Annotated in this window: 20 protein-coding genes; 10 read left to right on the top strand and 10 right to left on the bottom strand. The window is 68.8% G+C overall.

Features of this window, described 5'->3' with window-relative positions; all coding sequences use genetic code 11:
• Positions 1-40: 40 nt before the first annotated feature.
• The 3 genes from TVNIR_RS14040 to TVNIR_RS14030 all read right to left on the bottom strand — a co-directional run bounded on the left by TVNIR_RS14040 (position 41) and on the right by TVNIR_RS14030 (position 2,664).
• Positions 41-697, bottom strand: a complete 657-nt coding sequence (locus TVNIR_RS14040) for a DUF6064 family protein (protein ID WP_015259720.1) — start codon at positions 695-697, stop codon at positions 41-43.
• A gap of 10 nt (positions 698-707) precedes the next feature.
• Positions 708-1,592 carry an aldo/keto reductase gene (locus tag TVNIR_RS14035; RefSeq protein ID WP_043740717.1) on the bottom strand — a complete coding sequence of 295 codons (885 nt, stop codon included), beginning with the start codon at positions 1,590-1,592 and terminating at the stop codon, positions 708-710.
• A 154-nt stretch (positions 1,593-1,746) separates the two neighbouring features.
• The gene (locus tag TVNIR_RS14030) at positions 1,747-2,664 is read right to left on the bottom strand and encodes an MBL fold metallo-hydrolase (protein WP_015259718.1); all 918 of its coding nucleotides are present in this window, start codon (positions 2,662-2,664) and stop codon (positions 1,747-1,749) included.
• 258 nt (positions 2,665-2,922) lie between these two features.
• Here TVNIR_RS14030 and mog point away from each other — a divergent pair, with 258 nt between their 5' ends.
• Positions 2,923-3,477 (top strand): molybdopterin adenylyltransferase, encoded by a 555-nt coding sequence (gene mog / locus TVNIR_RS14025; protein WP_015259717.1) that lies wholly within the window; start codon positions 2,923-2,925, stop codon positions 3,475-3,477.
• Between the two features lie 15 nt (positions 3,478-3,492).
• On the opposite strand, the gene TVNIR_RS14020 is transcribed toward mog, so the two are convergent.
• The 4 genes from TVNIR_RS14020 to TVNIR_RS14005 form a co-directional block, all read right to left on the bottom strand.
• Positions 3,493-3,987 carry a DUF302 domain-containing protein gene (locus TVNIR_RS14020; RefSeq protein WP_157092283.1) on the bottom strand — a complete coding sequence of 165 codons (495 nt, stop codon included), beginning with the start codon at positions 3,985-3,987 and terminating at the stop codon, positions 3,493-3,495.
• Between the two features lie 23 nt (positions 3,988-4,010).
• Complete coding sequence (locus TVNIR_RS14015) at positions 4,011-4,505, bottom strand: C40 family peptidase (RefSeq protein WP_015259715.1); 495 nt, start codon at positions 4,503-4,505, stop codon at positions 4,011-4,013.
• Between the two features lie 3 nt (positions 4,506-4,508).
• Positions 4,509-5,285 carry a hypothetical protein gene (locus TVNIR_RS14010; RefSeq protein ID WP_015259714.1) on the bottom strand — a complete coding sequence of 259 codons (777 nt, stop codon included), beginning with the start codon at positions 5,283-5,285 and terminating at the stop codon, positions 4,509-4,511.
• Between the two features lie 140 nt (positions 5,286-5,425).
• Entirely contained in the window at positions 5,426-7,024 is a 1,599-nt protein-coding gene (locus TVNIR_RS14005) for a bifunctional aminoglycoside phosphotransferase/ATP-binding protein (RefSeq protein WP_043739780.1), read from the bottom strand.
• Between the two features lie 101 nt (positions 7,025-7,125).
• Here TVNIR_RS14005 and mrcB point away from each other — a divergent pair, with 101 nt between their 5' ends.
• The 5 genes from mrcB to truD are packed head-to-tail and all read left to right on the top strand — an operon-like array spanning position 7,126 to position 13,714.
• Positions 7,126-9,453, top strand: a complete 2,328-nt coding sequence (mrcB, locus tag TVNIR_RS14000; RefSeq protein ID WP_015259713.1) for a penicillin-binding protein 1B — start codon at positions 7,126-7,128, stop codon at positions 9,451-9,453.
• Positions 9,450-10,007 carry a tetratricopeptide repeat protein gene (locus TVNIR_RS13995; protein WP_043739779.1) on the top strand — a complete coding sequence of 186 codons (558 nt, stop codon included), beginning with the start codon at positions 9,450-9,452 and terminating at the stop codon, positions 10,005-10,007. The genes mrcB and TVNIR_RS13995 overlap by 4 nt, the downstream gene beginning before the upstream one ends.
• Before the next feature lie 10 nt (positions 10,008-10,017).
• Positions 10,018-11,967, top strand: coding sequence for an ATP-dependent DNA helicase (locus TVNIR_RS13990; RefSeq protein ID WP_015259710.1), 1,950 nt, complete (start codon positions 10,018-10,020; stop codon positions 11,965-11,967).
• Positions 11,958-12,668, top strand: a complete 711-nt coding sequence (gene tsaB / locus TVNIR_RS13985) for a tRNA (adenosine(37)-N6)-threonylcarbamoyltransferase complex dimerization subunit type 1 TsaB (RefSeq protein ID WP_015259709.1) — start codon at positions 11,958-11,960, stop codon at positions 12,666-12,668. Before TVNIR_RS13990 ends, tsaB begins: the two co-directional genes overlap by 10 nt.
• Positions 12,665-13,714 carry a tRNA pseudouridine(13) synthase TruD gene (truD, locus tag TVNIR_RS13980; RefSeq protein WP_043739778.1) on the top strand — a complete coding sequence of 350 codons (1,050 nt, stop codon included), beginning with the start codon at positions 12,665-12,667 and terminating at the stop codon, positions 13,712-13,714. Before tsaB ends, truD begins: the two co-directional genes overlap by 4 nt.
• Positions 13,715-13,913: 199 nt before the next feature.
• On the opposite strand, the gene TVNIR_RS13975 is transcribed toward truD, so the two are convergent.
• From TVNIR_RS13975 to TVNIR_RS13965, 3 genes are all read right to left on the bottom strand, one after another.
• Positions 13,914-14,366: a PAS domain-containing protein gene (locus tag TVNIR_RS13975; protein WP_015259707.1), complete on the bottom strand. Its 453-nt coding sequence runs from the start codon at positions 14,364-14,366 to the stop codon at positions 13,914-13,916.
• Positions 14,367-14,536: 170 nt separating this feature from the next.
• Positions 14,537-15,115, bottom strand: coding sequence for a Tll0287-like domain-containing protein (locus TVNIR_RS13970; RefSeq protein WP_043739777.1), 579 nt, complete (start codon positions 15,113-15,115; stop codon positions 14,537-14,539).
• Between the two features lie 216 nt (positions 15,116-15,331).
• Positions 15,332-15,877: a Smr/MutS family protein gene (locus TVNIR_RS13965; RefSeq protein WP_015259705.1), complete on the bottom strand. Its 546-nt coding sequence runs from the start codon at positions 15,875-15,877 to the stop codon at positions 15,332-15,334.
• A 214-nt stretch (positions 15,878-16,091) separates the two neighbouring features.
• Between TVNIR_RS13965 and surE the strand changes: the two genes are divergently transcribed.
• The 4 genes from surE to TVNIR_RS13945 are packed head-to-tail and all read left to right on the top strand — an operon-like array spanning position 16,092 to position 18,901.
• Complete coding sequence (gene surE, locus TVNIR_RS13960; protein WP_015259704.1) at positions 16,092-16,850, top strand: 5'/3'-nucleotidase SurE; 759 nt, start codon at positions 16,092-16,094, stop codon at positions 16,848-16,850.
• 16 nt (positions 16,851-16,866) lie between these two features.
• Entirely contained in the window at positions 16,867-17,505 is a 639-nt protein-coding gene (locus TVNIR_RS13955) for a protein-L-isoaspartate(D-aspartate) O-methyltransferase (RefSeq protein WP_043740713.1), read from the top strand.
• Positions 17,502-18,086 carry a YqaA family protein gene (locus TVNIR_RS13950; protein ID WP_015259702.1) on the top strand — a complete coding sequence of 195 codons (585 nt, stop codon included), beginning with the start codon at positions 17,502-17,504 and terminating at the stop codon, positions 18,084-18,086. The genes TVNIR_RS13955 and TVNIR_RS13950 overlap by 4 nt, the downstream gene beginning before the upstream one ends.
• Positions 18,086-18,901: a peptidoglycan DD-metalloendopeptidase family protein gene (locus tag TVNIR_RS13945; protein ID WP_015259701.1), complete on the top strand. Its 816-nt coding sequence runs from the start codon at positions 18,086-18,088 to the stop codon at positions 18,899-18,901. The genes TVNIR_RS13950 and TVNIR_RS13945 overlap by 1 nt, the downstream gene beginning before the upstream one ends.
• Positions 18,902-18,909: the final 8 nt, after the last annotated feature.

Below are 18,909 nucleotides of genomic sequence, written 5' to 3'. Positions count from 1 at the left end.
CCGGCCCAGGGGTGGCGGGCGACCGTCGTCGGCAGCAGAATCAGGTCTTCCGGGCCGCGAGCGTGGCGCGGTTCTTCAACACCATCAGTGCGACTGCGAGCAGACCTGCGGCCATCGGCAGGCTGTCCCAGGGTATCCCCAGGGCCCAACCGGATAGTGCGTCGACCGCGAGCCACAGGAGTGGAATCACGACCAAGTGAAACGGGATCCGTGGTTCGACCAGGAGCAGCAGGCCCAGTGTGAACAGGGCGGTGGGTCCGGGCGCCGCTACCACGAGGCGGAACTCGGGCCATGAAGCGGCGGCCAGCAGGTCGGCGGTCGGGTAGCCGATGATGGCCCAAGCGACCAGGGCCAGCGCCCCGATCCCGGAGAGATCCGCCCTGAGCCGGAAACGACAGCCCCCGCGCAGCGCGAGTGACCAGCCGAGTAGCAGCGCCTGGACCGCGAACAGCACTGCGTAGGTCGGAGCGGCGAAGTGGATCTGCGTGAAGTAGAGCCAGTGATAGCCGATCGCAGTCCACGACCAGCCCAGAACCAGGACCCAGCCGATGGCGCGGGACGCCCGCTCGCCGCCGCGCCGGCGCGCGAGCGCGATGGCCGCGATGGTGAACACGAGCAACGGGATCTGCAGCGGCCAGAGCGCATGGTTGTACTGGCCCCAGAGGGCATGCAGAACCTCGGCCGAGTAGGGCAGCATCGGCGTCGGTTCACAGACCGCGGACGTACGCGGCCATCTCCCGGCGCATGGCCGCGTCCGGCATCGGCCCCGACATCGCCCCCATGTTGTGTTCGACGTGATCCACCCGGGTGGTCGCCGGGATCGCGCAGGTCACCGCCGGGTGCGAGACGATGAACTTGAGCAGGAACTGCGGCCAGTTGACGCAGGCGATTTCGCCGGCCCAATCGGGCAGCGGGTGATGCTCGAAACGGGTGATCAGCGCCTTTTGCCGGAACGGCCGATTGGTGATCACTGCGATGCCGCGGTCGGCCGCGAGCGGCAGCAGCCGCTGTTCCGATTCACGGTCCAGAATGTTGTAGGTCAGTTGGACGAAATCGATCGGTTCGTTGCGCAGGATCCGGGCCAGTTCGTCATGCCGCCGGCCGTGGGAAGTGGTCACGCCGAGGTAGCGCACGCGGCCGCGTTCACGTTCGTCCTGCAATGTCCGCAGGTGCTCCGGCCAGGCCACCAGGTTATGGACCTGCAGCAGGTCGAAGCGTTCCAGCCCCCAGAGCGAGCGCGAACGCGCCACCTGTTCCGGCCCCTGTCCCGCGCGCCGGGTCCAGACCTTGGTGGCCGAGAACAGACCGCCCGGGTCGCCGATTCGCTCCAGCGCGTGTCCGATCACCACTTCCGCGCTGCCGTACATTGGCGACGAATCGAGCACGCCACCCCCGCGGGCGAGAAACGTCCTCAGCACCTCGGTGCGTGCCGCGCGCAGTTCGGGAGCCGGGCCGACGTTGAAGGTGATCCAGGTGCCCATGCCGATCACGGGAATATGTTCCCCGCTCCGGGGGATGGGCTTGCGCAGGGGCTCGGAATCCGGCGCTGCGGCGATCGCCGGCGGCGCCGTTGCCGCGGCCGCTGCAGCCAGGCCGCCGAGGAATCGGCGGCGGGGCCAGTCCCTGCCGGGGGGCGGCGCATTCACGGCGCTGCGCTGTCTGCGGCGGCCCGGCCGCACAGGTCGGAGCGAGGCGTGAACGTCGGGCCCCGATCCATCCCCGCCCCTGCCGTTCTGGCCCGCATGATCAGAACATCTCGCTCTCGATCTCCAGGAATACCGCATTGGCATTGCGCCGGTGGGTCTCGTCGAACGCCGGCAGTCCCCGGTACTGGGACCAGTCGGCGCCGTCGAAGGCCTCGTCGAACGACAGGAAATCCTGCACCGCGGCTCCCATCTGGTCACGCAGATCCTGCAGGTAGCCGCGCGTGAAGCTGACCGCGCGGGCGGCCTGCGCGGTGGCCTCTCCGTGGCCGGGAATGAGGAACGACGGACGCATCTCCTGGACCATGTCCAGCCGCTGGATCCAGTTGACCGTGTTCACGTCCTCGTCGCCCAGGAACGGCAGGCGCCCGTCGAAGACGATGTCGCCCGCGAACACGACGCCGGTCTCCTCGACCACCATGATCACGTCGTCGGGGGAGTGTGCGGGACCGGCGTGTAGCAGCCGGAAGGTCTTGTTGCCGAGGCTGAACCGGTGCTCGGCATCGAAATACGTGTCGGGATGGATCACGCGGGTGTCCTCGTCGATCCAGGGGAACAGCACGTCCCGGCGCTGGGCGAGGCGCTGCCGCGCGGTCTCGCTGTCGAGATAATCCTCGGCCCGACGCTGCGCGATGATGTGGGCATCCGTATGATCGGCGAATGCCTGCAGGCCGTAGATGTGGTCGGCGTGGTAATGGCCAGCGATCACGTACCGGATCGGTTCGTCGGTTACCTCGCGGATCCGCCGGATCAGTTCGAAGCCGAGAGCCGGGGTGCCGAGCGCATCGTAAACGACCACGCCCTCGCCGGTGGTCACGAACCCGGCGTTCGAGGTATGGCCCTGGTTGTCGGAACTGGGAATGCCCGAGAGTCCGATCACATACCACGTGTCGGCGCCCTCGACGGCATGGGCGGTGGTATCGACGGTCACTTCAGTGTAGGGGCTCTCACGAACGGACATGATGCGCTCCTCCTGGGCCATGGCTCGGGATGGAAAGCGGGATTCTCCCCTGACCCTAGTAACCACCTCCCCCGGGGTCAAGATGGGGGCAGCGGCGATGCGGAGTTCGGCCTCGGCCCCGGGCCGCTCCGCCGGCGACGCGGCCGGTGCCTCAAGAACCGCTTGTTCCGGCGTTCCGCCTGCCCAGGACCGAATCGTGCAACTCTCCTATACTGTGCGTCATCGTGGTGGCGACCGGATTCCCGGAGGAGCTAACGTATGGAGCAGTCGGTAACGGTCCGGATCGGCATTGTGACCGTATCCGACCGCGCGAGCCGCGGCGAGTACGAGGACCAGGGAGGGCCGGCGATCCGGTCCTGGCTCGAATCGGCGCTCGTATCCGCCTGGGAACCGGTCGCGCGCGTGATCCCCGATGAGTGTGCCCGGGTGGAAGAGACGCTGGCGGAACTCGCCGACACGGCCGGCTGCTGCCTGGTCGTGACCACCGGCGGCACCGGGCCCGCGCCCAGAGACGTGACGCCGGAGGCGACCGAGGCCGTCTGCGCCAAGCTGCTTCCGGGGTTCGGCGAGCAGATGCGGGCGGTGTCGCTGCGCCACGTGCCCACCGCGATCCTGTCGCGGCAGACCGCGGGCATCCGGGCTTCCACGCTGATTCTGAACCTGCCAGGCAAGCCGTCGGCGATCGCGGAGTGCCTGGACGCGGTGTTCCCTGCGATCCCGTACTGCGTGGACCTGATCGGCGGCCCCTACCTGGAGACGGATCCTGCACGCGTGGCTGCATTCCGGCCAGCGCATGCGCGCCGGCCGGGCTGACCGCGGTGTACTGCGTCAGAATGCGAGTGCGTTGTTGACGATACGGTCGATCAGTTCCTCGACGTCCTGCAACGCCTGCTGCGAGGCCTCGTCATCGCCCTGCGGCAGGCGCTGATAGCCGACGTAAATCGTCCCGGGCTCTGCGGCCAGCTCGTAGATCGCGATCACGTACGGGCAGTACACGATACTGTGCGGGTCGGCCTCCATCATGCGCCGTGAGTACACCGCGCTGCAGAACTCCAGTGACTCGCCGTTCAGGTACAGGCTCTCACCGGTGCCGAGGTCGCCCCCGGTGCGGTCCAGCATCGAGGCGATATGCCCGACGTAGTTGATTACCATGCCCTCGTCGGTGATCGCCGACTCGACCATCTCGCGATAGAAGGAGAATTCCCCCTCGGTTGCATAGATGTGGCGATCGTCGGTCTCCATCACGAGGTTCTGGGCGAACGCGGACGGCAGGCCTAGGGTCAGGCCGAGCAGGGCGGGAATGGCGAAGCGGAGAAGTGACATGGTGGCACCCTTGTAGTGGTGGATCATTCGAAGAAGTGCCCCGCCTTGCGCAGGCGGGGTTGCCAGTAACTCGAGGCCAGCGGCTCGATCCGCACCTGTCCGCGGGACGAAGGTGCATGGATGAAGCGCCCCTCGCCGATAAAGACTCCGACGTGGTCGATTCGATTCCCGCGCGTGGCGAAAAACAACACGTCGCCGGGCTGCGCCCGAGCCGGCGGGATTCGGCGGGCGGAACGTGCCTGTTCCGAGGTCGTTCGGGGGACATGCTCGACGCCGGCCTGCCGGTAGACGCGCTGCACCAGCGCGGAGCAGTCGAGCCCGCTCGCGTCCAGGCCGCCGTAGCGGTACGGTGCATCCAGGTGTCCGAGCGCTGCGAGAACGACCTCCGAGCGGGCCAGGCCGGTGTCCGTCGACGGGGTGCCTGCGCCGTCCGCGGGCCCGGGTGCGGGACTGCCGACACAGGCCGCGAGCAGGCCCAGGGACAGTAGAAGCGTACCCATCGGCCCGGTGGCGGCCATGGCTTAGAACGGTGCCTGCTCCCGGTAGCTCGCCGGAACGCGGAAGAGTTCCGGGCTGATCGGGTCGGTCGAGATCCCGGTCAGCCGGGTGGTCACGCCGTCGCGGACATCGCGCACCGTCAGCGGTACCCCGTCGAGCCGCGGGATCACGTTCGAGCCCATGGCCATCGCGATCGGGCCGCCGGCATCCAGGGCGCGCTTGGACAAGTCGAAGAGTCGTTCCATCAGCGCGCTGATCGTCTCGAAGTCCACAGGGGAGAGGCCGAGTGTTTCCGCGTCCGCGACGCAGGCGACGTGCTGCACCCGGCCCGCGACCAGGATCTCCTTCTCCTGGCAGCGCAGGCCGTTCAGATCCTGCTCACGCCCGGTCGGTTGGGCCGAAACCTCGACTGGGCCGGCGTCCACGCCGATGCCGAACTGACGTTCCATCTCGGCGCGCGCCTCGGGCGGCAGTTGCTGGATCCGGGAACGCATGCCGTCGATCATCTCGTCCATCGCCCGCTTCTGCGCATCGATGACGTCCTCGTTCAGTGGCATGTAGGTGCCGCTGCCGTCGTCGACCACATACAGGGAGCGGTCTTCGGCATAGAACAGCATGTAGCCGGTGTGGCCGCTGCCACCGTTTACGATATCCATGCGCGCGTACGGGGCCTTTACCAGCATCTGCGAATGCTCGCCGTGGCTGTCCACGAAGCGGAGCACCGCGTCCGCAGACGCGATCCCGGGAATGCAGACGAGCAGGAGACCCAGAGCAGCGGTGAGAAATGGGCGTGGCAACATCGACGGCACTCCGTGGGGCACGTGGGCGGGTTCGACACTCAGGCTCCGCGGCCCTGCGTGGTTCCGGCCGGCCCCCGCAGCTTCGCAACCCCGCCCGGATCCGGTCACTTCTTCGAGCTTAGATCCCGGGCCGGCGGTTGTCACCCCGCGGCGGCGCCGTTACGCCCGAGCAGGCGCTTCAGGCCGCTCCAGTCCAGTTCCTGTTCCGGGGAACTCACGACGGTGGGTTCCGGCGAGTCCGGAGGTTCGACCTCGACGAGTTGTCGTTCCATCACTGCGATGCCAGCGTCGGAGGCGTCGCGCGCGGCCCGCTGCCGGGCGGCCAGGCGCCGGCGCAGTGTTTCCGCATCGGCCTGGCAGGCGACGACGGCGCTCGGGATACCCCTTGCCCGGGCAAGCTCTTCGAACGGGGCCCGCTGGGCGCGGGTCAGGAAGGTGGCGTCGACGATCACCGTCTGGCCCTGTCCCAACAGCAGGTCGGCCTGCCGGCGCAGGTGCTCATAGACTCGGCGGATTCCTTCCGGCGTGTAGAGCGCCGCCTGCTGTTCCGCACTCGGCCGTACATCTTCGGAGACGCCGATCATTCGTCTGCGCTCGATGTCGCTGCGCAGGCGGATTGCCCCCAGCCGCTGCAGGATCTCGGTGCTGACGCGGGTCTTGCCGCTGCCCGATACCCCGTGCATCAGGATCAGGGCAGGGCGGCCCGGACTGCGCAGGTGATCCGCGAGCGCCAGGTATCGCTCCACCTCGCGGTCGTAATGCCGGCGTTCGTCCTCCGGCAAGTCGTCCTCGCGCGCGTGGATTGCGTGCACCTTGGCCCGAACCAGCGCCCGGTAGACCTGATAGAACGGAAGCAGCGCCAGTCCGCCGAAATCGTCCCGGTGTTCGAGGTAGACGTTCAGCGCCTGATGCGCATGGGCGGGCGCGTCGCGTGCGTGCAGGTCCATGGTCAGGAACGCGAGTTCCGAGACCACGTCGATCCAGCGCAGGGACGGGCTGAACTCGATCGCATCGAAGATGGCCAGGCGCTCGCGCCCGGTGTCGTCCTGCGCGTACACCATGTTGCCCAGATGCATGTCACCGTGGCAGGCACGAATGAACCCCTGCTGCCGCCGCGCACGGAGCAGCACCTCGTGCCGCGCCGCGGTTTCACGCGTCCAGGCCTCGAGCCCGCGCAGGCGTTCGGCCCGTTCCGGCCGGTCGGTGGCGGAAGGACGCAGGGCAGCGAAGTTGGCCAGCATCGGGGCCAGCACCTGCTCCGGCGCTCCGTATTCCGCAAAGGCCTCGGCGCGGTCGGCCGATTCGTGGAACCGGGCGACCTTGCGCGCCAGTTCGTCCATGGCCGACACCGGGAGCCGTCCCGCGTCCAGCAGTCGGTCGAGTTGCCGGTCACGGTCGAAACGGCGCATGTGCACCGCGTATTCGAGGGTCGGGCCTTCGCCCCCGATCGCCGGCGAATCCGGGGTGCCGCGGATCTCCGCGAGATCCAGGTAGATCCCCGGCGCCAGCACGCGGTTGATCTCGAGTTCGGCCAGGCAGTAGCGCCTGCGCGCCCGCAGGTCGGTGAAATCGAGAAAACCCAGATTCAGCGGCTTCTTGATCTTGTAGGCGTGCTCGCCGGCCAGCAGCACCGTCGAGATATGGGTCTCGATGCGCTCGACAGAGTCGGCGGGATGGGGAAAACGGGCGGGCTCGGACAGGATCTCGAGCATGTGCCGCTGGCGTTCGAGGGGATCCATCGGAACCTCGGCTGGGATGCCGGAAAGGCAGAATTGCGAAGTGACGCCTGAATGCAGCGTGTCACTCAGGTTACCATTGAGCTTTGTCCGAATCGAACGCCATGACGCGCAGACGCCGCTCCCGTCCCGCATCCCGCTCGCGCATCCGCCGGGCGCTTGGGGCCATTTTCTGGTTCAGCCTTGGGCTACTGCTGGTTCTCGGGGCCATCGGCACGTGGTACGTGCAGCAGCTCGATCGGGAGATCCAGGCGCGCTTCGAGGGCAAGCGCTGGGCGCTTCCGGCACGCGTGTTCGCGCGCCCGCTGGAACTCTACGCGGGGCGGCCGTTGACCCCGGATCTGCTGCTCCTGGAGCTCGAGGCGCTGCACTATCGGGAAGGTGGCAGTGGTCCCGGGAGCTTCGCGTTCGACGGCGACACGGTGACGCTGACGACCCGGCCTTTCGTGTTCAGCGACGGGCGCGAACCGGCACGTTCAGTCCGGATGCGCATCGGCGGCGACATGATTACGGAAGTGCGGGACCGGCAGACCGGCGGAACCGTGGACCTGATGCGGGTTGAGCCGATGCTGATCGGCAGCATCTATCCGACCCACGGCGAGGACCGCGTCCTGGTCACGCTGGATGAGGTTCCGCCCGGGCTGGTTGCCGCGCTGCTGGCGACCGAAGACCGGCGCTTCCTGGCCCACCGGGGAGTGGACCCGATCGGGATCGCGCGGGCCGCCTGGGCAAACCTGCGCGCGGGTCGCACCGTGCAGGGCGGCAGCACGCTCACCCAGCAGCTGGTGAAGAACTTCTACCTCACCCACGAGCAGAGTCTGCGCCGCAAGGTGGTCGAGGCAGTGATGGCGGTACTGCTGGAATACCGCTATTCGAAGGAGGAGATCCTCGAGGCCTACCTGAACGAGGTGTTCCTGGGCCAGTCGGGCGCCCGCGCGATCCACGGTTTCGGCCTGGCCGCAGAGTTCTACTTCCAGCGCCCGCTGCGCGAGCTCGAACTCGACCAGCTCGCGTTGCTGGTGGGCCTCGCACGCGGCGCCAGCTATTACGACCCGCGCCGGTTCCCGGACCGGGCACTGGCCCGCCGCAACGGCGTGCTCGACCGGATGCAGCGCGAGCGGCTGGCCCCGGCGGCACAGGTTCAGGAAGCGCGTGCCCGGCCGCTCGGAGTGTCGCCCAGGGTTCCGCGCGGCGACAGCCGGTTCCCGGCCTTCGTCGACCTGGTGCGCCGCCAGCTGCGCGACGAATACCGCGAAGAAGATCTGCGCAGCGAGGGCCTGCGAATCTTCACGACGCTGGATCCGGGCGCGCAGCTCACGCTGGAACGGCAGATCGTAGACGGGCTGGAGCAGGTGGTCGCGGACCGTGGCATTACCGAACCGCTGCAGGTGGCGGCGGTGCTGACCGACCCGCTGGCCGGGGAGGTACTGGCGCTGGTCGGGGACCGCGATCCACGCTTCCCCGGGTTCAACCGCGCGGTGGACGCGAAGCGGCCGATCGGCTCGCTGGTGAAGCCATTCGTCTACCTGGCGGCACTCTCGGATCCCCAGCGCTATACCCTGGCGACGCTGCTGGACGACAGCCCGCTGACGCTGCAGCTGCCCCATGGCGAACCCTGGTCGCCGCAGAATTTCAACCGCCGGTTCCATGGCCAGGTGACGGCTTGGGAGGCCCTGGTCCACTCGTACAATGTCGCGTCCGTACGCCTGGGTCAGCAGATCGGGATTCCCCAGGTCATCCGGCTGCTGCAGACACTGGGCCTCGAACGCAGCCCGGCGCCGTTGCCGTCGCTGGCGCTTGGTGCACTCGACCTGTCGCCGCTGGAGGTGGCGACGCTGTACCAGGCACTGGCCAACGGCGGTTATGCGACCCGTAGCCGGGCGATTCGCGACGTCCTCGATGCCGGCAATCAGGAACTCTCCCATTACAGCCTGGAGTTGCGCGGGGCGGTTCCGGACGGTGCCGTGCAACTCGTCAACCATGCGTTGCACGACGTCACCACCCGCGGCACCGGCCGGCGGATCGGTCAGCGCCTGCCCGGCCGGGTGCTGGCCGGCAAGACCGGTAGCTCGAGCGACCTTCGGGACAGCTGGTTCGCGGGGTTCGACGACCGGCATCTGCTGGTGGTCTGGCTGGGGCTGGACGACAATCGGCCAACAGGCCTGACCGGCGCGACTGGCGCGGTACCCCTGTGGATACGTACCATGTCGGGAATGCCTGGTGGTTCGCTGAGCTTGGGATACCACCCCGAGATCCGGCTGAAGGAGGTGGATCGGCGCTCCGGACTGCGCACGGAGACTGCAGCCTGTCCCGACCGGATCCGGCTGCCGTTCTGGCGCGATTCCGCGCCCCGGACGCGGGCGAGCTGTGACCTGGAGCGCGATTCCTATAACGACGGGGCGTCCGGATGGCGCCAGGGGTGGACGCAATGACGCAATGGCAGCGACGCAGCGGTCGAACCTCCGGCATTGCCGGCCGAATCCTGTGGCTGCTGCCCGCACTGCTGCTCGGCGCCTGTGCGGTTCCGGCGCCGCGCACCGGTCCGCCGCCGTCCGTGCCGATGCCGGCGCCGCCGCCTGTCGTGCTCGAGGAAGTGCAGCCGCCGGAACCGGAGGTCGTGCCCGAACCTGCGGCGCCGCAACCACCCCCCACCGCGCCCGCGGCATTGGCGCTCGCAGCCCAGTCGGACCAGGCGCGTGCGGCAGGCGATCTGCGGCTCGCCGACCTGCGGCTGGAGCGCGCGCTGCGGATCGCCCCGCGCGATCCGGAACTCTGGAGCCGGCTGGCACGGGTGCGGTTGGAGCAGGGCGAATTCGTGCAGGCCGAGCGGATGGCGCAACGGTCCCTGCAGCTCGGTTCCGGGGACCGCGCGCTGGCCCTGGCAAACTGGCGCATCATCGTCGATGCCCGCGAGGGCATGGGCGATACCGAGGGTGCTCGCCGGGCGATCGACGAGGTGCGCCGCCTGGAGTCGGGGATTGGCTGACCCCGGGGGGATGCCCGAACGGGCGCGCGACGCGCTGCGGCCCGAGGGCATCCTGGCCCGCGCCGTCCCTGGTTTCCAGCCGCGGGCGCAGCAGCAGGTCATGGCCGCGGTCGTCGCGGAGGTGCTGGAACAGGCCCCGTCCGCGCTGCTGGTCGAGGCAGCCACGGGCGTGGGCAAGACCTACGCCTATCTGGTAGCGGCGCTGCTATCGCAGCGGCGGATCCTGATCTCCACGGGTACCAAGACCCTGCAGGACCAGCTGTACGACAAGGATCTGCCGGTCGTCTGCCAGGCGCTGGGCCGCCACCCGAAGACCGCCCTTCTGAAAGGACGTTCGAACTACCTGTGCCACTATCGCCTCGACGCGGCGGCCGGCGACGGCGCTGGCGGCCGGCACGCGCTGACTCTCGAGGCGCTGCGGCGCTATGCGCGCCGCTCGCCCGACGGCGACCTGACCCAGGCCGACATCCTGGCCGAGAATGCCCCGCTATGGTCCCAGGTGACGTCGACGGTCGACAATTGCTTGGGGCACGAGTGTCCGCAACTGAACGAGTGCTTCGTCCTGCGCGCGCGGCGGCGCGCGCAGGATGCCGACGTGATCGTGGTGAACCATCACCTGCTGCTGGCGGACATGGCGCTGAAGGACGAGGGCTTCGGGGAGTTGCTGCCGCAGGTCGATGCCGTGATCGTGGACGAGGCGCATCAGCTGCCGGAAATCGCCGGGGCCTTTTTCGGACTGGCGCTGGGTACGCGGGCGCTGCGCGACCTGGGCCGGGACATCGTTCGCGACTTCGAGCGCGAGGCACCGGAGCTGGCCGATCTGCGCGAACCGGTGGCGTCGCTGCAGGAGGCGGTCGCGGGCCTGCTTGAATGCTCCGGGGACTGGCCGGCACGGGCGGCCTGGAGCGAGGTGTCCGGCGGCCCCGAAGTGGAGGCGGCGCTGTCACGGCTCGACGAGGCCCTGGATCGGCTCGGGAACGATCTCGCCGAGGTCGCGGGGCGTACGCCCGGCCTCGACCAGGCGCGGGTGCGGTGCCTGACCCTGCGATCCCGTCTGCACGAATGGCTCGCGGAGGACACCGAAACCGTTGCCTGGGTGGAACGGTTCCGACAGAGCCTGATCCTGCACCGGACACCCCTGGACGCCGCGCGGCCTCTGGCGAAGCGGCGCGCGGCCTGCCCGGCCAGCTGGGTGTTCACCTCTGCGACGCTCGCGATCGGAGACGACTTCGGGCATGCGGCCCGACGCCTGGGGTTGCCGGCGGACGTGCGCACCGAGCGTCTGGACAGCCCCTTCGACTTCTCCCGCCAGGCCTGCCTGGTGCTGCCGGAGCGGCCGTTGCCAAATCCGAACAGCCCTGGGTATACCCGGGCCTGCATCGACTGGGCCTGGCCGCTGGTCGAGGGCAGCCCGGGCGGCGGTTTCTTCCTGTTCACCAGCCATCGCGCGCTGCAGGAGGCGGCTGGCTTGCTCCGTGACCGGCTGCCGCCCGGACATCCGCTGCTGGTGCAGGGCGAGCAGCCGCGGGCCGAACTGCTGGTGCGTTTCCGAGCGTCCGGTCAGGCCTGGCTGCTCGGTGCGCAGAGTTTCTGGGAGGGAGTCGATATCCGCGGCGACGCATTGTCGACGGTCATCATCGACCGGCTGCCTTTCGCGGCGCCGAACGACCCGGTGCTGCAGGCCCGGGCTGCAGCGATCGAGGCGGCGGGGGGGACTGCGTTCATGGATTTCCAGTTGCCCCAGGCCGTGCTGGCACTGAAACAGGGTGCGGGGCGGCTGATCCGCGACGCGCAGGATTCCGGGATCTTGGCGCTGTGCGATCCGCGTATCCTCCAGAAGCCCTATGGCCGCCGTTTCTTCGACGGGCTTCCGGCGTTCCACCAGACCCGGGATCCGCAGCAGGCGCTGGCGTTCCTGCGCGGCGCGCGGGAACGCAGGGAGCCGGTCACATGCGCCTGATCGCGCTGGAGACGGCCACCGAGGCGTGTTCGGCGGCCCTGTGGCTCGACGGCGATCTGCGCTGGCTGCTGGAGCGAAGCGCCGCACGGCGCCACGGGGAGCTGATCCTGAACCAGGTCGACCGGCTGCTGGCCGAGGCGGGCCTGGCGCCGACACAGCTCGATGCGGTCGCTGTGGGCCGTGGGCCCGGAGCCTTTACCGGGGTGCGGCTGGGCCTCGGGGTCGCACAGGGGCTCGCCTTCGCGATCGATCGGCCGGTGGTGCCGGTATCCACCCTGGCCGCCTTGGCCCAGCAGGGCGCCGACCGCGGAGCGGAGGAGATCCTGGCGCTGCTGGATGCGCGGATGGCGGAAGTCTACTGGGCGCTGCTGGAGGTCGGTCCGGACGGCCTGGTGGTGTCGGGCGAGGAACGGATTAGTGCGCCCGACCGGGTCCGGGTCTCCTGGAGCCGGCCGCGGCGCATGGCGCTGGGTAGTGGCGCGGCATTGTGTACCGAGGTGCTGCGGGATCTGGGGCTCGCGGATGCCGACGTCGACCCCGCGGCACTGCCCTGTGCCCGGGAGGTCGCGTTGCTGGGCGCGGCAGCGTATGCCCGGGGCGGAGCCGTGAGCGCGGAACGTGCGCAGCCCGTCTACCTGCGCGACCGGGTCGCGGAGCCAAAGACCGCCAGCGCAGCTGGCGGTACGGAATTCCGCGGATGAGCGGGGCCGAGTCGGATGGACGCGTGTATCCCTGGGGCCTGCCGCTGCTGGCGCGCATCAAGGCGTGCCCGGAGGATTTCGTGGTTGACGAGATCCCGGCGACGCAGCCCTCCGGCGAGGGCACGCATGTCTGGCTGCAGATACGCAAGGTGGGCCGGAACACCGAGGACGTGGCCGAATGGCTTGCGCGTGCCGCAGGCGTGGCGCGCGTTGCGGTCGGCTATGCCGGGCGCAAGGACCGCCTTGCGGTTACCACCCAGTGGTTCAGCGTCGACTTGGCCGGGCGGCAGGAGCCGGACTGGAACGGCACGGTTCCGGACGGGGTGGAAATCCTCGATCGCCGGCGCCATGCCCGCAAGCTGAAGACCGGCCATCTGCGGGGCAACCGCTTCCGGCTGCGGCTGCGCGCAGTCCGGGGCGACCGGCAGGCCGCGGACGCACTGCTCGGACGGATCCGCGAGCGGGGGCTGCCGGCCTATTTCGGCGAACAGCGCTTCGGGCATGCCAACCTGGAACGCGCGCGGGCCTGGTTCGCCGGCCGGACCCGTCCGCGCAGTCGCAACCAGCGCGGCCTGTATCTTTCGGCGGCCCGGGCGGCGATCTTCAACGAAGTGCTGGGCCGGCGGGTCCGCGAAGGAACTTGGGACCGGCTGCTGGCCGGCGACCTGGCCAATCTGGACGGGCGGGGGAGCGTGTTCCCGGTGCCGGTGGTCGACGCGGAACTGGAGGCACGCTGCGCTCGGCTTGAGATCCACCCGACCGGGCCTCTCTGGGGTCGGGGCGGGCCGGGCAGCGATGGCGAGGCGCTGGCTCTGGAACGCGAGGTGGCCGGCGCACTCCGGGACCTCGCCGACGGCCTTGAACGCGAGGGCCTGGACCCGGCCCGGCGGCCACTGCGGCTTCGACCCCGAAACCTTGCCTGGGCCTGGCTTGAACCCGACATGCTGCAGTTGGAAATCGAGCTGGGCCCCGGCGAATACGCGACCGGCGTCGCCGAAGCGATCGCCCATCTCGCCGAGACCGCCCGCTCCGACCCGTCTGCGTAATCCGCGAGCAATAATCGCTCGAGCAATCGCCGCAGTGCTCACGGGATTCGCCCAGGTTCTTTGATCAAGCCTGGTCAGGTCGGCGCTTTCCCGGTGCACGCCCCGGGGGCGGCAGGTCACGCGGGCAGGGCGAAACGTTGTCGCGGGGGAGTCACCGGTCGCGGAGGGGGTCGGCTACGGGACCGCTCGTCGCCGGGTGTCAGTCCTGGGTGCCGGCCTCGCCGCGGGTGGCAGCCAGCGCCTGCTCCGCGCGGTCTGCGCGTTGCTCGGCGGCGATCCGGCCGGTGATGTCCTTCTGAATCCCGATGTAGTAGGTGAGTTGATCGTCGTCGTTATACACGGGCGTGATCGACAACTCGTTCCAGAACATCGAGCCGTCCTTGCGGTAGTTGCGCAGCACCACGCGGCAGGGCCTTCCCGCGTCGAGGGCCGCGCGGATCTCGCGCACGCCTTCCTGGTCGGTGTCGGTCCCCTGCAGGAAGCGGCAGTCGCGGTACAGGATCTCGTCGCGGCCGTAGCCGGTCAGTTCCTCGAACGCCCGGTTCACGTAGATCAGGATATTGTCGTGGCCTTCCTGCTCGGCGATCACGATGCCGTCGTTCGAGACGTCGACGGCCAGCGCAAGCAATTCGGCATCGATGGTCCGGGTCATGTTACGCGGTGCTCCCGGCCTGTGGCCGGAGTCGGCACGTTGCTTCCGTCGACAGGCTTCGGGTCACGAGTGGGCCATCCGGAACAGGCCGTGCATGCGACGCGGTACGAACGGTCAGGGCCGCGGGAACCGCGGCCCCGGAAAGACCCTGCTGCCGTCCGGGCTGTGCATCACATGCGCTGGATGACGGTGAAGGCGCCCCTGACGTCGCCCTCTGCGTAACCCGTTGCCTGATCCTCCGGATACAGCCGTTCCAGTGCGTGCTGGATGTCGCCTCCGACTTCGCCGTGGCAGGTGAGGCAGAGGCCGGCGGTCGGAATCGCACGCATGAACCGGAACGCCTTCTCGTCGCCGTCTTCGACGACCTCGTGGCGATACAGTTCGGCTGCCGGAGTGCCCTCGGCGCGGCGGCTGTCGAAGTCTTCCAGTACCGCGCGTTCCCAATCGTCGGGCGCATTGTCGGGGTTGCGCAGTTTCAGGCTGGTGCGTCCCACGTCCCAGCCGGTCTCGGCGGAAATCTCGGCTGCGATTTCGGGTGCCCGCTGGCGGCAGACATCGATCGCCGCCACCGGGCCGCCTGCCTCCATCCCGGCCATGAGTTCGCCCTGCAGGGCGGCCGCAAAGGTCTGGATCGCGGCCTGGCTCGCCTGGATACGATCCTCGATGTCCTGGCCGGCGTGTGCGGAGGTGGCCACGGCGAATGCAAGCGCCAGGGGCGCGAGAGTCCATCTGCTGCGATCGGTGTTCATAAGGTTCGCCCTTGGTCGTCTGAATCCGTTGGTACTGTATCCGTTTCCAGCAAAGCTGCGTCGAAAATCCTTGCGCCGACGAGTGCTTCCCCCCGGCTTTCGCCGGACTCGGGCCTCGCCGTCGCGGGCACCACTACACTAAGGGGATCCGGAACATGGTGCAATGATCGCCGAGCGCGCCCGCGGAAACTGCGCGCGGGGTCGCAGGGTGCGGCATCAGGGCCTTGGCGGGCGCCGGATGAGCACGTAGACCGCCCCGGTGCCGCCGTCTGCGGGCAGGGCTGAACAGAATGCCAGCACATCATCGCGCTGGCGCAGCCAGTGATCGAGCAGCCCCTTCAGGACCGGGCCCTGCTGCCGTGATCTCAGGCCCTTGCCGTGCACGATCCGGACACAGAGGCGGTGGTGTGTTCGGGCCTCGGCGAGGAATGCCGCGACCGTGCGCCGTGCTTCACTCGCGAACAGACCGTGCAGATCCAGCTCGTCCTGGATCCGGTAGTGCCCGCGCCGCAAATTGCGGAACACGCGGCGGCCGACCCCGGGGCGTACGAACCGCAGTTCGTCGCCGGGCTGCAGGTCCGTGGCGTTTACCGGGTCGCTGAGCAGGTCGTGCATCACCGCCGCCTCGTCTTCCCGGCGCTTGCGGGCGACGCTGCGCGGCACAGGGCGCCGAATCTCCGCGCGATCATGATCCAGGCGTCGCACGTCTCCGATGGCGCGCAGAAAGTGCCCGATGTCGTTGGGGTCTTCTTCCGAGGTCATCCTGTGTTCCTGGCCTGCAACCGCCGGGAATCCAGGGTCGCGTGCGTGGGCCGGCGTCCGCCGGTCGATTGCCGATGCCGGTCCGGGCAGCGTCGGTGCCTACGGTCCGGTGAGTCGGTCGTGGGCCGGCCGGCGTTGGCGCATGGCGTAGCGGTGGGCGCAGGCGCGGCCGTTTCCAGTATATTAGGTGCCCCGCTCCCGCATTTGTTCGCCCATGCGCATCCTGGTCAGTAATGACGATGGTATCTATGCACCCGGTATCCAGTGCCTGGCTCGGTATCTGCGCCAGGTTGCGGAGGTGCGCGTGGTGGCACCCGACCGGGACCGAAGCGGCGCCAGCAACAGTCTGACGCTGGTTCATCCGCTGCGCATCCAGGAGTTCGAGAATGGCGACATCGCGGTCGATGGCACACCCACGGACTGCGTCCATCTCGCCATCACCGGGCTGCTCGATCAGGAGCCGGACCTGGTGATATCGGGAATCAATGCCGGCGCGAACATGGGTGACGACGTGCTCTATTCGGGAACCGTGGCCGCGGCAATGGAGGGGCGGTTCCTGGGGTTGCCCGCGATCGCGGTATCCCTGGTAGGCCCCCGGATGCAACATTACGAGGCCGCTGCCCGAGTCGTGCTGGAACTGCTCGACCGGTTGCGCCTGGTGCCGCTTCCGGCGGCCACGATCCTGAACGTGAACGTGCCCGACCTGCCACATGAGAAGATCCGGGGGGTACACGCAACGCGCCTGGGGCACCGGCACAAATCGGAGCCCGTGGTGCAGGCCCAGGATCCGCGCGGGCGGCCGATCTACTGGGTCGGGCCGTCCGGTCCGGAACAGGACGCAGGGCCCGGGACCGATTTCTTCGCGGTTCGCGAGGGGTTCGTATCGGTCACGCCGATCCAAGTCGACCTGACGCAGTTCGAGGCGATCGATACCGTGGGCCGCTGGCTGGAGGGGAACGCGCGTGGGTCTTGATGTCGCCGGCGCGGGTCTGACCTCGCAGCGTGCGCGCGATCGCCTGATCGCACAACTCTCGCAACTGGGAATCCGTGATCCGGCAGTGCTCGAGGCCGTTCGCGCCGTACCGCGGCACCTGTTCGTCGAGGAGGCGCTGGTGCATCGAGCCTACGAGAACATCGCGCTGCCGATCGGGTACCGGCAGACCGTTTCCCAGCCCTACATCGTTGCCCGGATGACCGAGGCCCTGCTCGAATACGGCCCCCTGCGTACCGTGCTCGAGGTCGGAACCGGCTCTGGCTACCAGGCTGCGGTGCTGGCGCAACTTTGCGAGCGCGTGTATTCGGTGGAACGGATCCTGGCCTTGAGCCGCAGCGCGCGGGAACTGCTCAGCCGGTTGAAGATCAACAATGTCAGCCTGCGTCATGGCGACGGTGGTGAAGGCTGGCCGGCCCGGGGGCCATTCGACGGTATCCTGCTCACGGCTGCCCCGCGTGATATCCCTCACGAGTTGCTGACCCAGCTGGCGCCCGGAGGGCGGCTGGTGGCACCGGTCGAGGGGCCGGACGGGCGCCAGCAGCTGGTGCGCTACACGCATACCGAGGAGGCCTATGTACGCGACCTGCTCGACACGGTCTGTTTCGTACCGATGCTGTCGGGTGCCGAGTCATGAAGATTTTCGAGCCCCTGTATGACCGGGTGATGGGCTGGTCGCGGCACCGCCATGCGCCGCGCTATCTCGCTGCGCTGTCGTTTGCCGAGTCGTCGTTCTTTCCGGTTCCGCCCGACGTGATGCTGGCGCCGATGGCCGCCGCGCGTCCCCGCGAAGGGATGCGGCTCGCGGCCCTGACCACGCTGTTTTCGGTGCTCGGTGGTGTGCTGGGCTACCTGATTGGCGCGCTGGCGTACGAACTGGTCTCGCCCTGGATCGTGGAGGCCGGCTACGGCGAGCGCATGGCGCTGGCCAAGGAATGGTTCGCGGTCTGGGGCGTCTGGATCGTGCTGATCGCGGGCTTCTCGCCCATCCCGTACAAGCTGTTCACCATCACCGCCGGAGCGCTGGCGATGCCGCTGTTGCCCTTTCTGCTCGCATCGTTGATCGGTCGGGGTTCCCGGTTCTTCGCGGTGAGCCTGCTGATGGCCTGGCTCGGACCGCACGCAGACCGCCATCTCCGCCCCTACATGGAACGCCTGGGCTGGTTTTCGGTCTTCGTACTTGTGGCGATCATGGCCTACCTGACCTTCATGGACTGATGCGCACCGGATCTGTCACCCGGGGGATCGTAATCGGTGTTCTGGCCGCGTGGCTGGCCGGGTGTGCAGCGCGTGCGCCTGAACCGCGGACCCCTGCAGCCGATACCCACGTGGTCCAGCGCGGCGAAACGCTGTACCGGATCTCCACCCGGAACGGACTCGACTGGCGGGACGTGGCCCGCCGCAACGGAATCGGGCCGCCGTACCTGATCTACCCCGGGCAGCGCCTGCGGCTGGCCGGTGCTGCCCCACTGGCGAGCAGGCCGGAACCGGCGCGTGCGGCGAGCCCGCCCCCGCCCGCATCCCGGGACTCCGAGCCATCGGCCGCGCCCGCATCCCGAACCCCCGATCCGCCGCCCACGCCCGAGCCGTCGCAGCGGCGCGCGGCTACTCCGGCTGCGCCCGAATCCCCGCCTCGTTCCGCCACGCCTGCAGCGGTGACATCGCCACAGTGGCAGTGGCCGGCCGATGGCCCGGTGCTGCGCGCGTTCTCCAACAGTTCCGCGAGCCGCCGGGGGATTGCGATCGGCGGGGAACGTGGTGACGAGATTCGGGCCGCCAACGGTGGAGAGGTCGTATACGCCGGCAGTGGACTGGTCGGATACGGCCGGCTTATCATCATCAAGCACGACGCCCGCTTCATCAGTGCCTACGGGCACAACGAGGAACTGCTGGTGCGCGAGGGCGACCGGGTGCAACGCGGTGACAGGATTGCACGCCTCGGCGACTCCGGGGCGGAACGTCCCATGCTGCATTTCGAAATCCGGGTCGACGGCACTCCTGTCGACCCGATACGTTTCTTGCCGCGGCGGTAGAAGCTGGC

The organism is Thioalkalivibrio nitratireducens DSM 14787, from assembly GCF_000321415.2.
GTDB classification, from domain to species: domain Bacteria; phylum Pseudomonadota; class Gammaproteobacteria; order Ectothiorhodospirales; family Ectothiorhodospiraceae; genus Thioalkalivibrio; species Thioalkalivibrio nitratireducens.
This window is presented reverse-complemented; position numbering and strand designations above follow the sequence as displayed.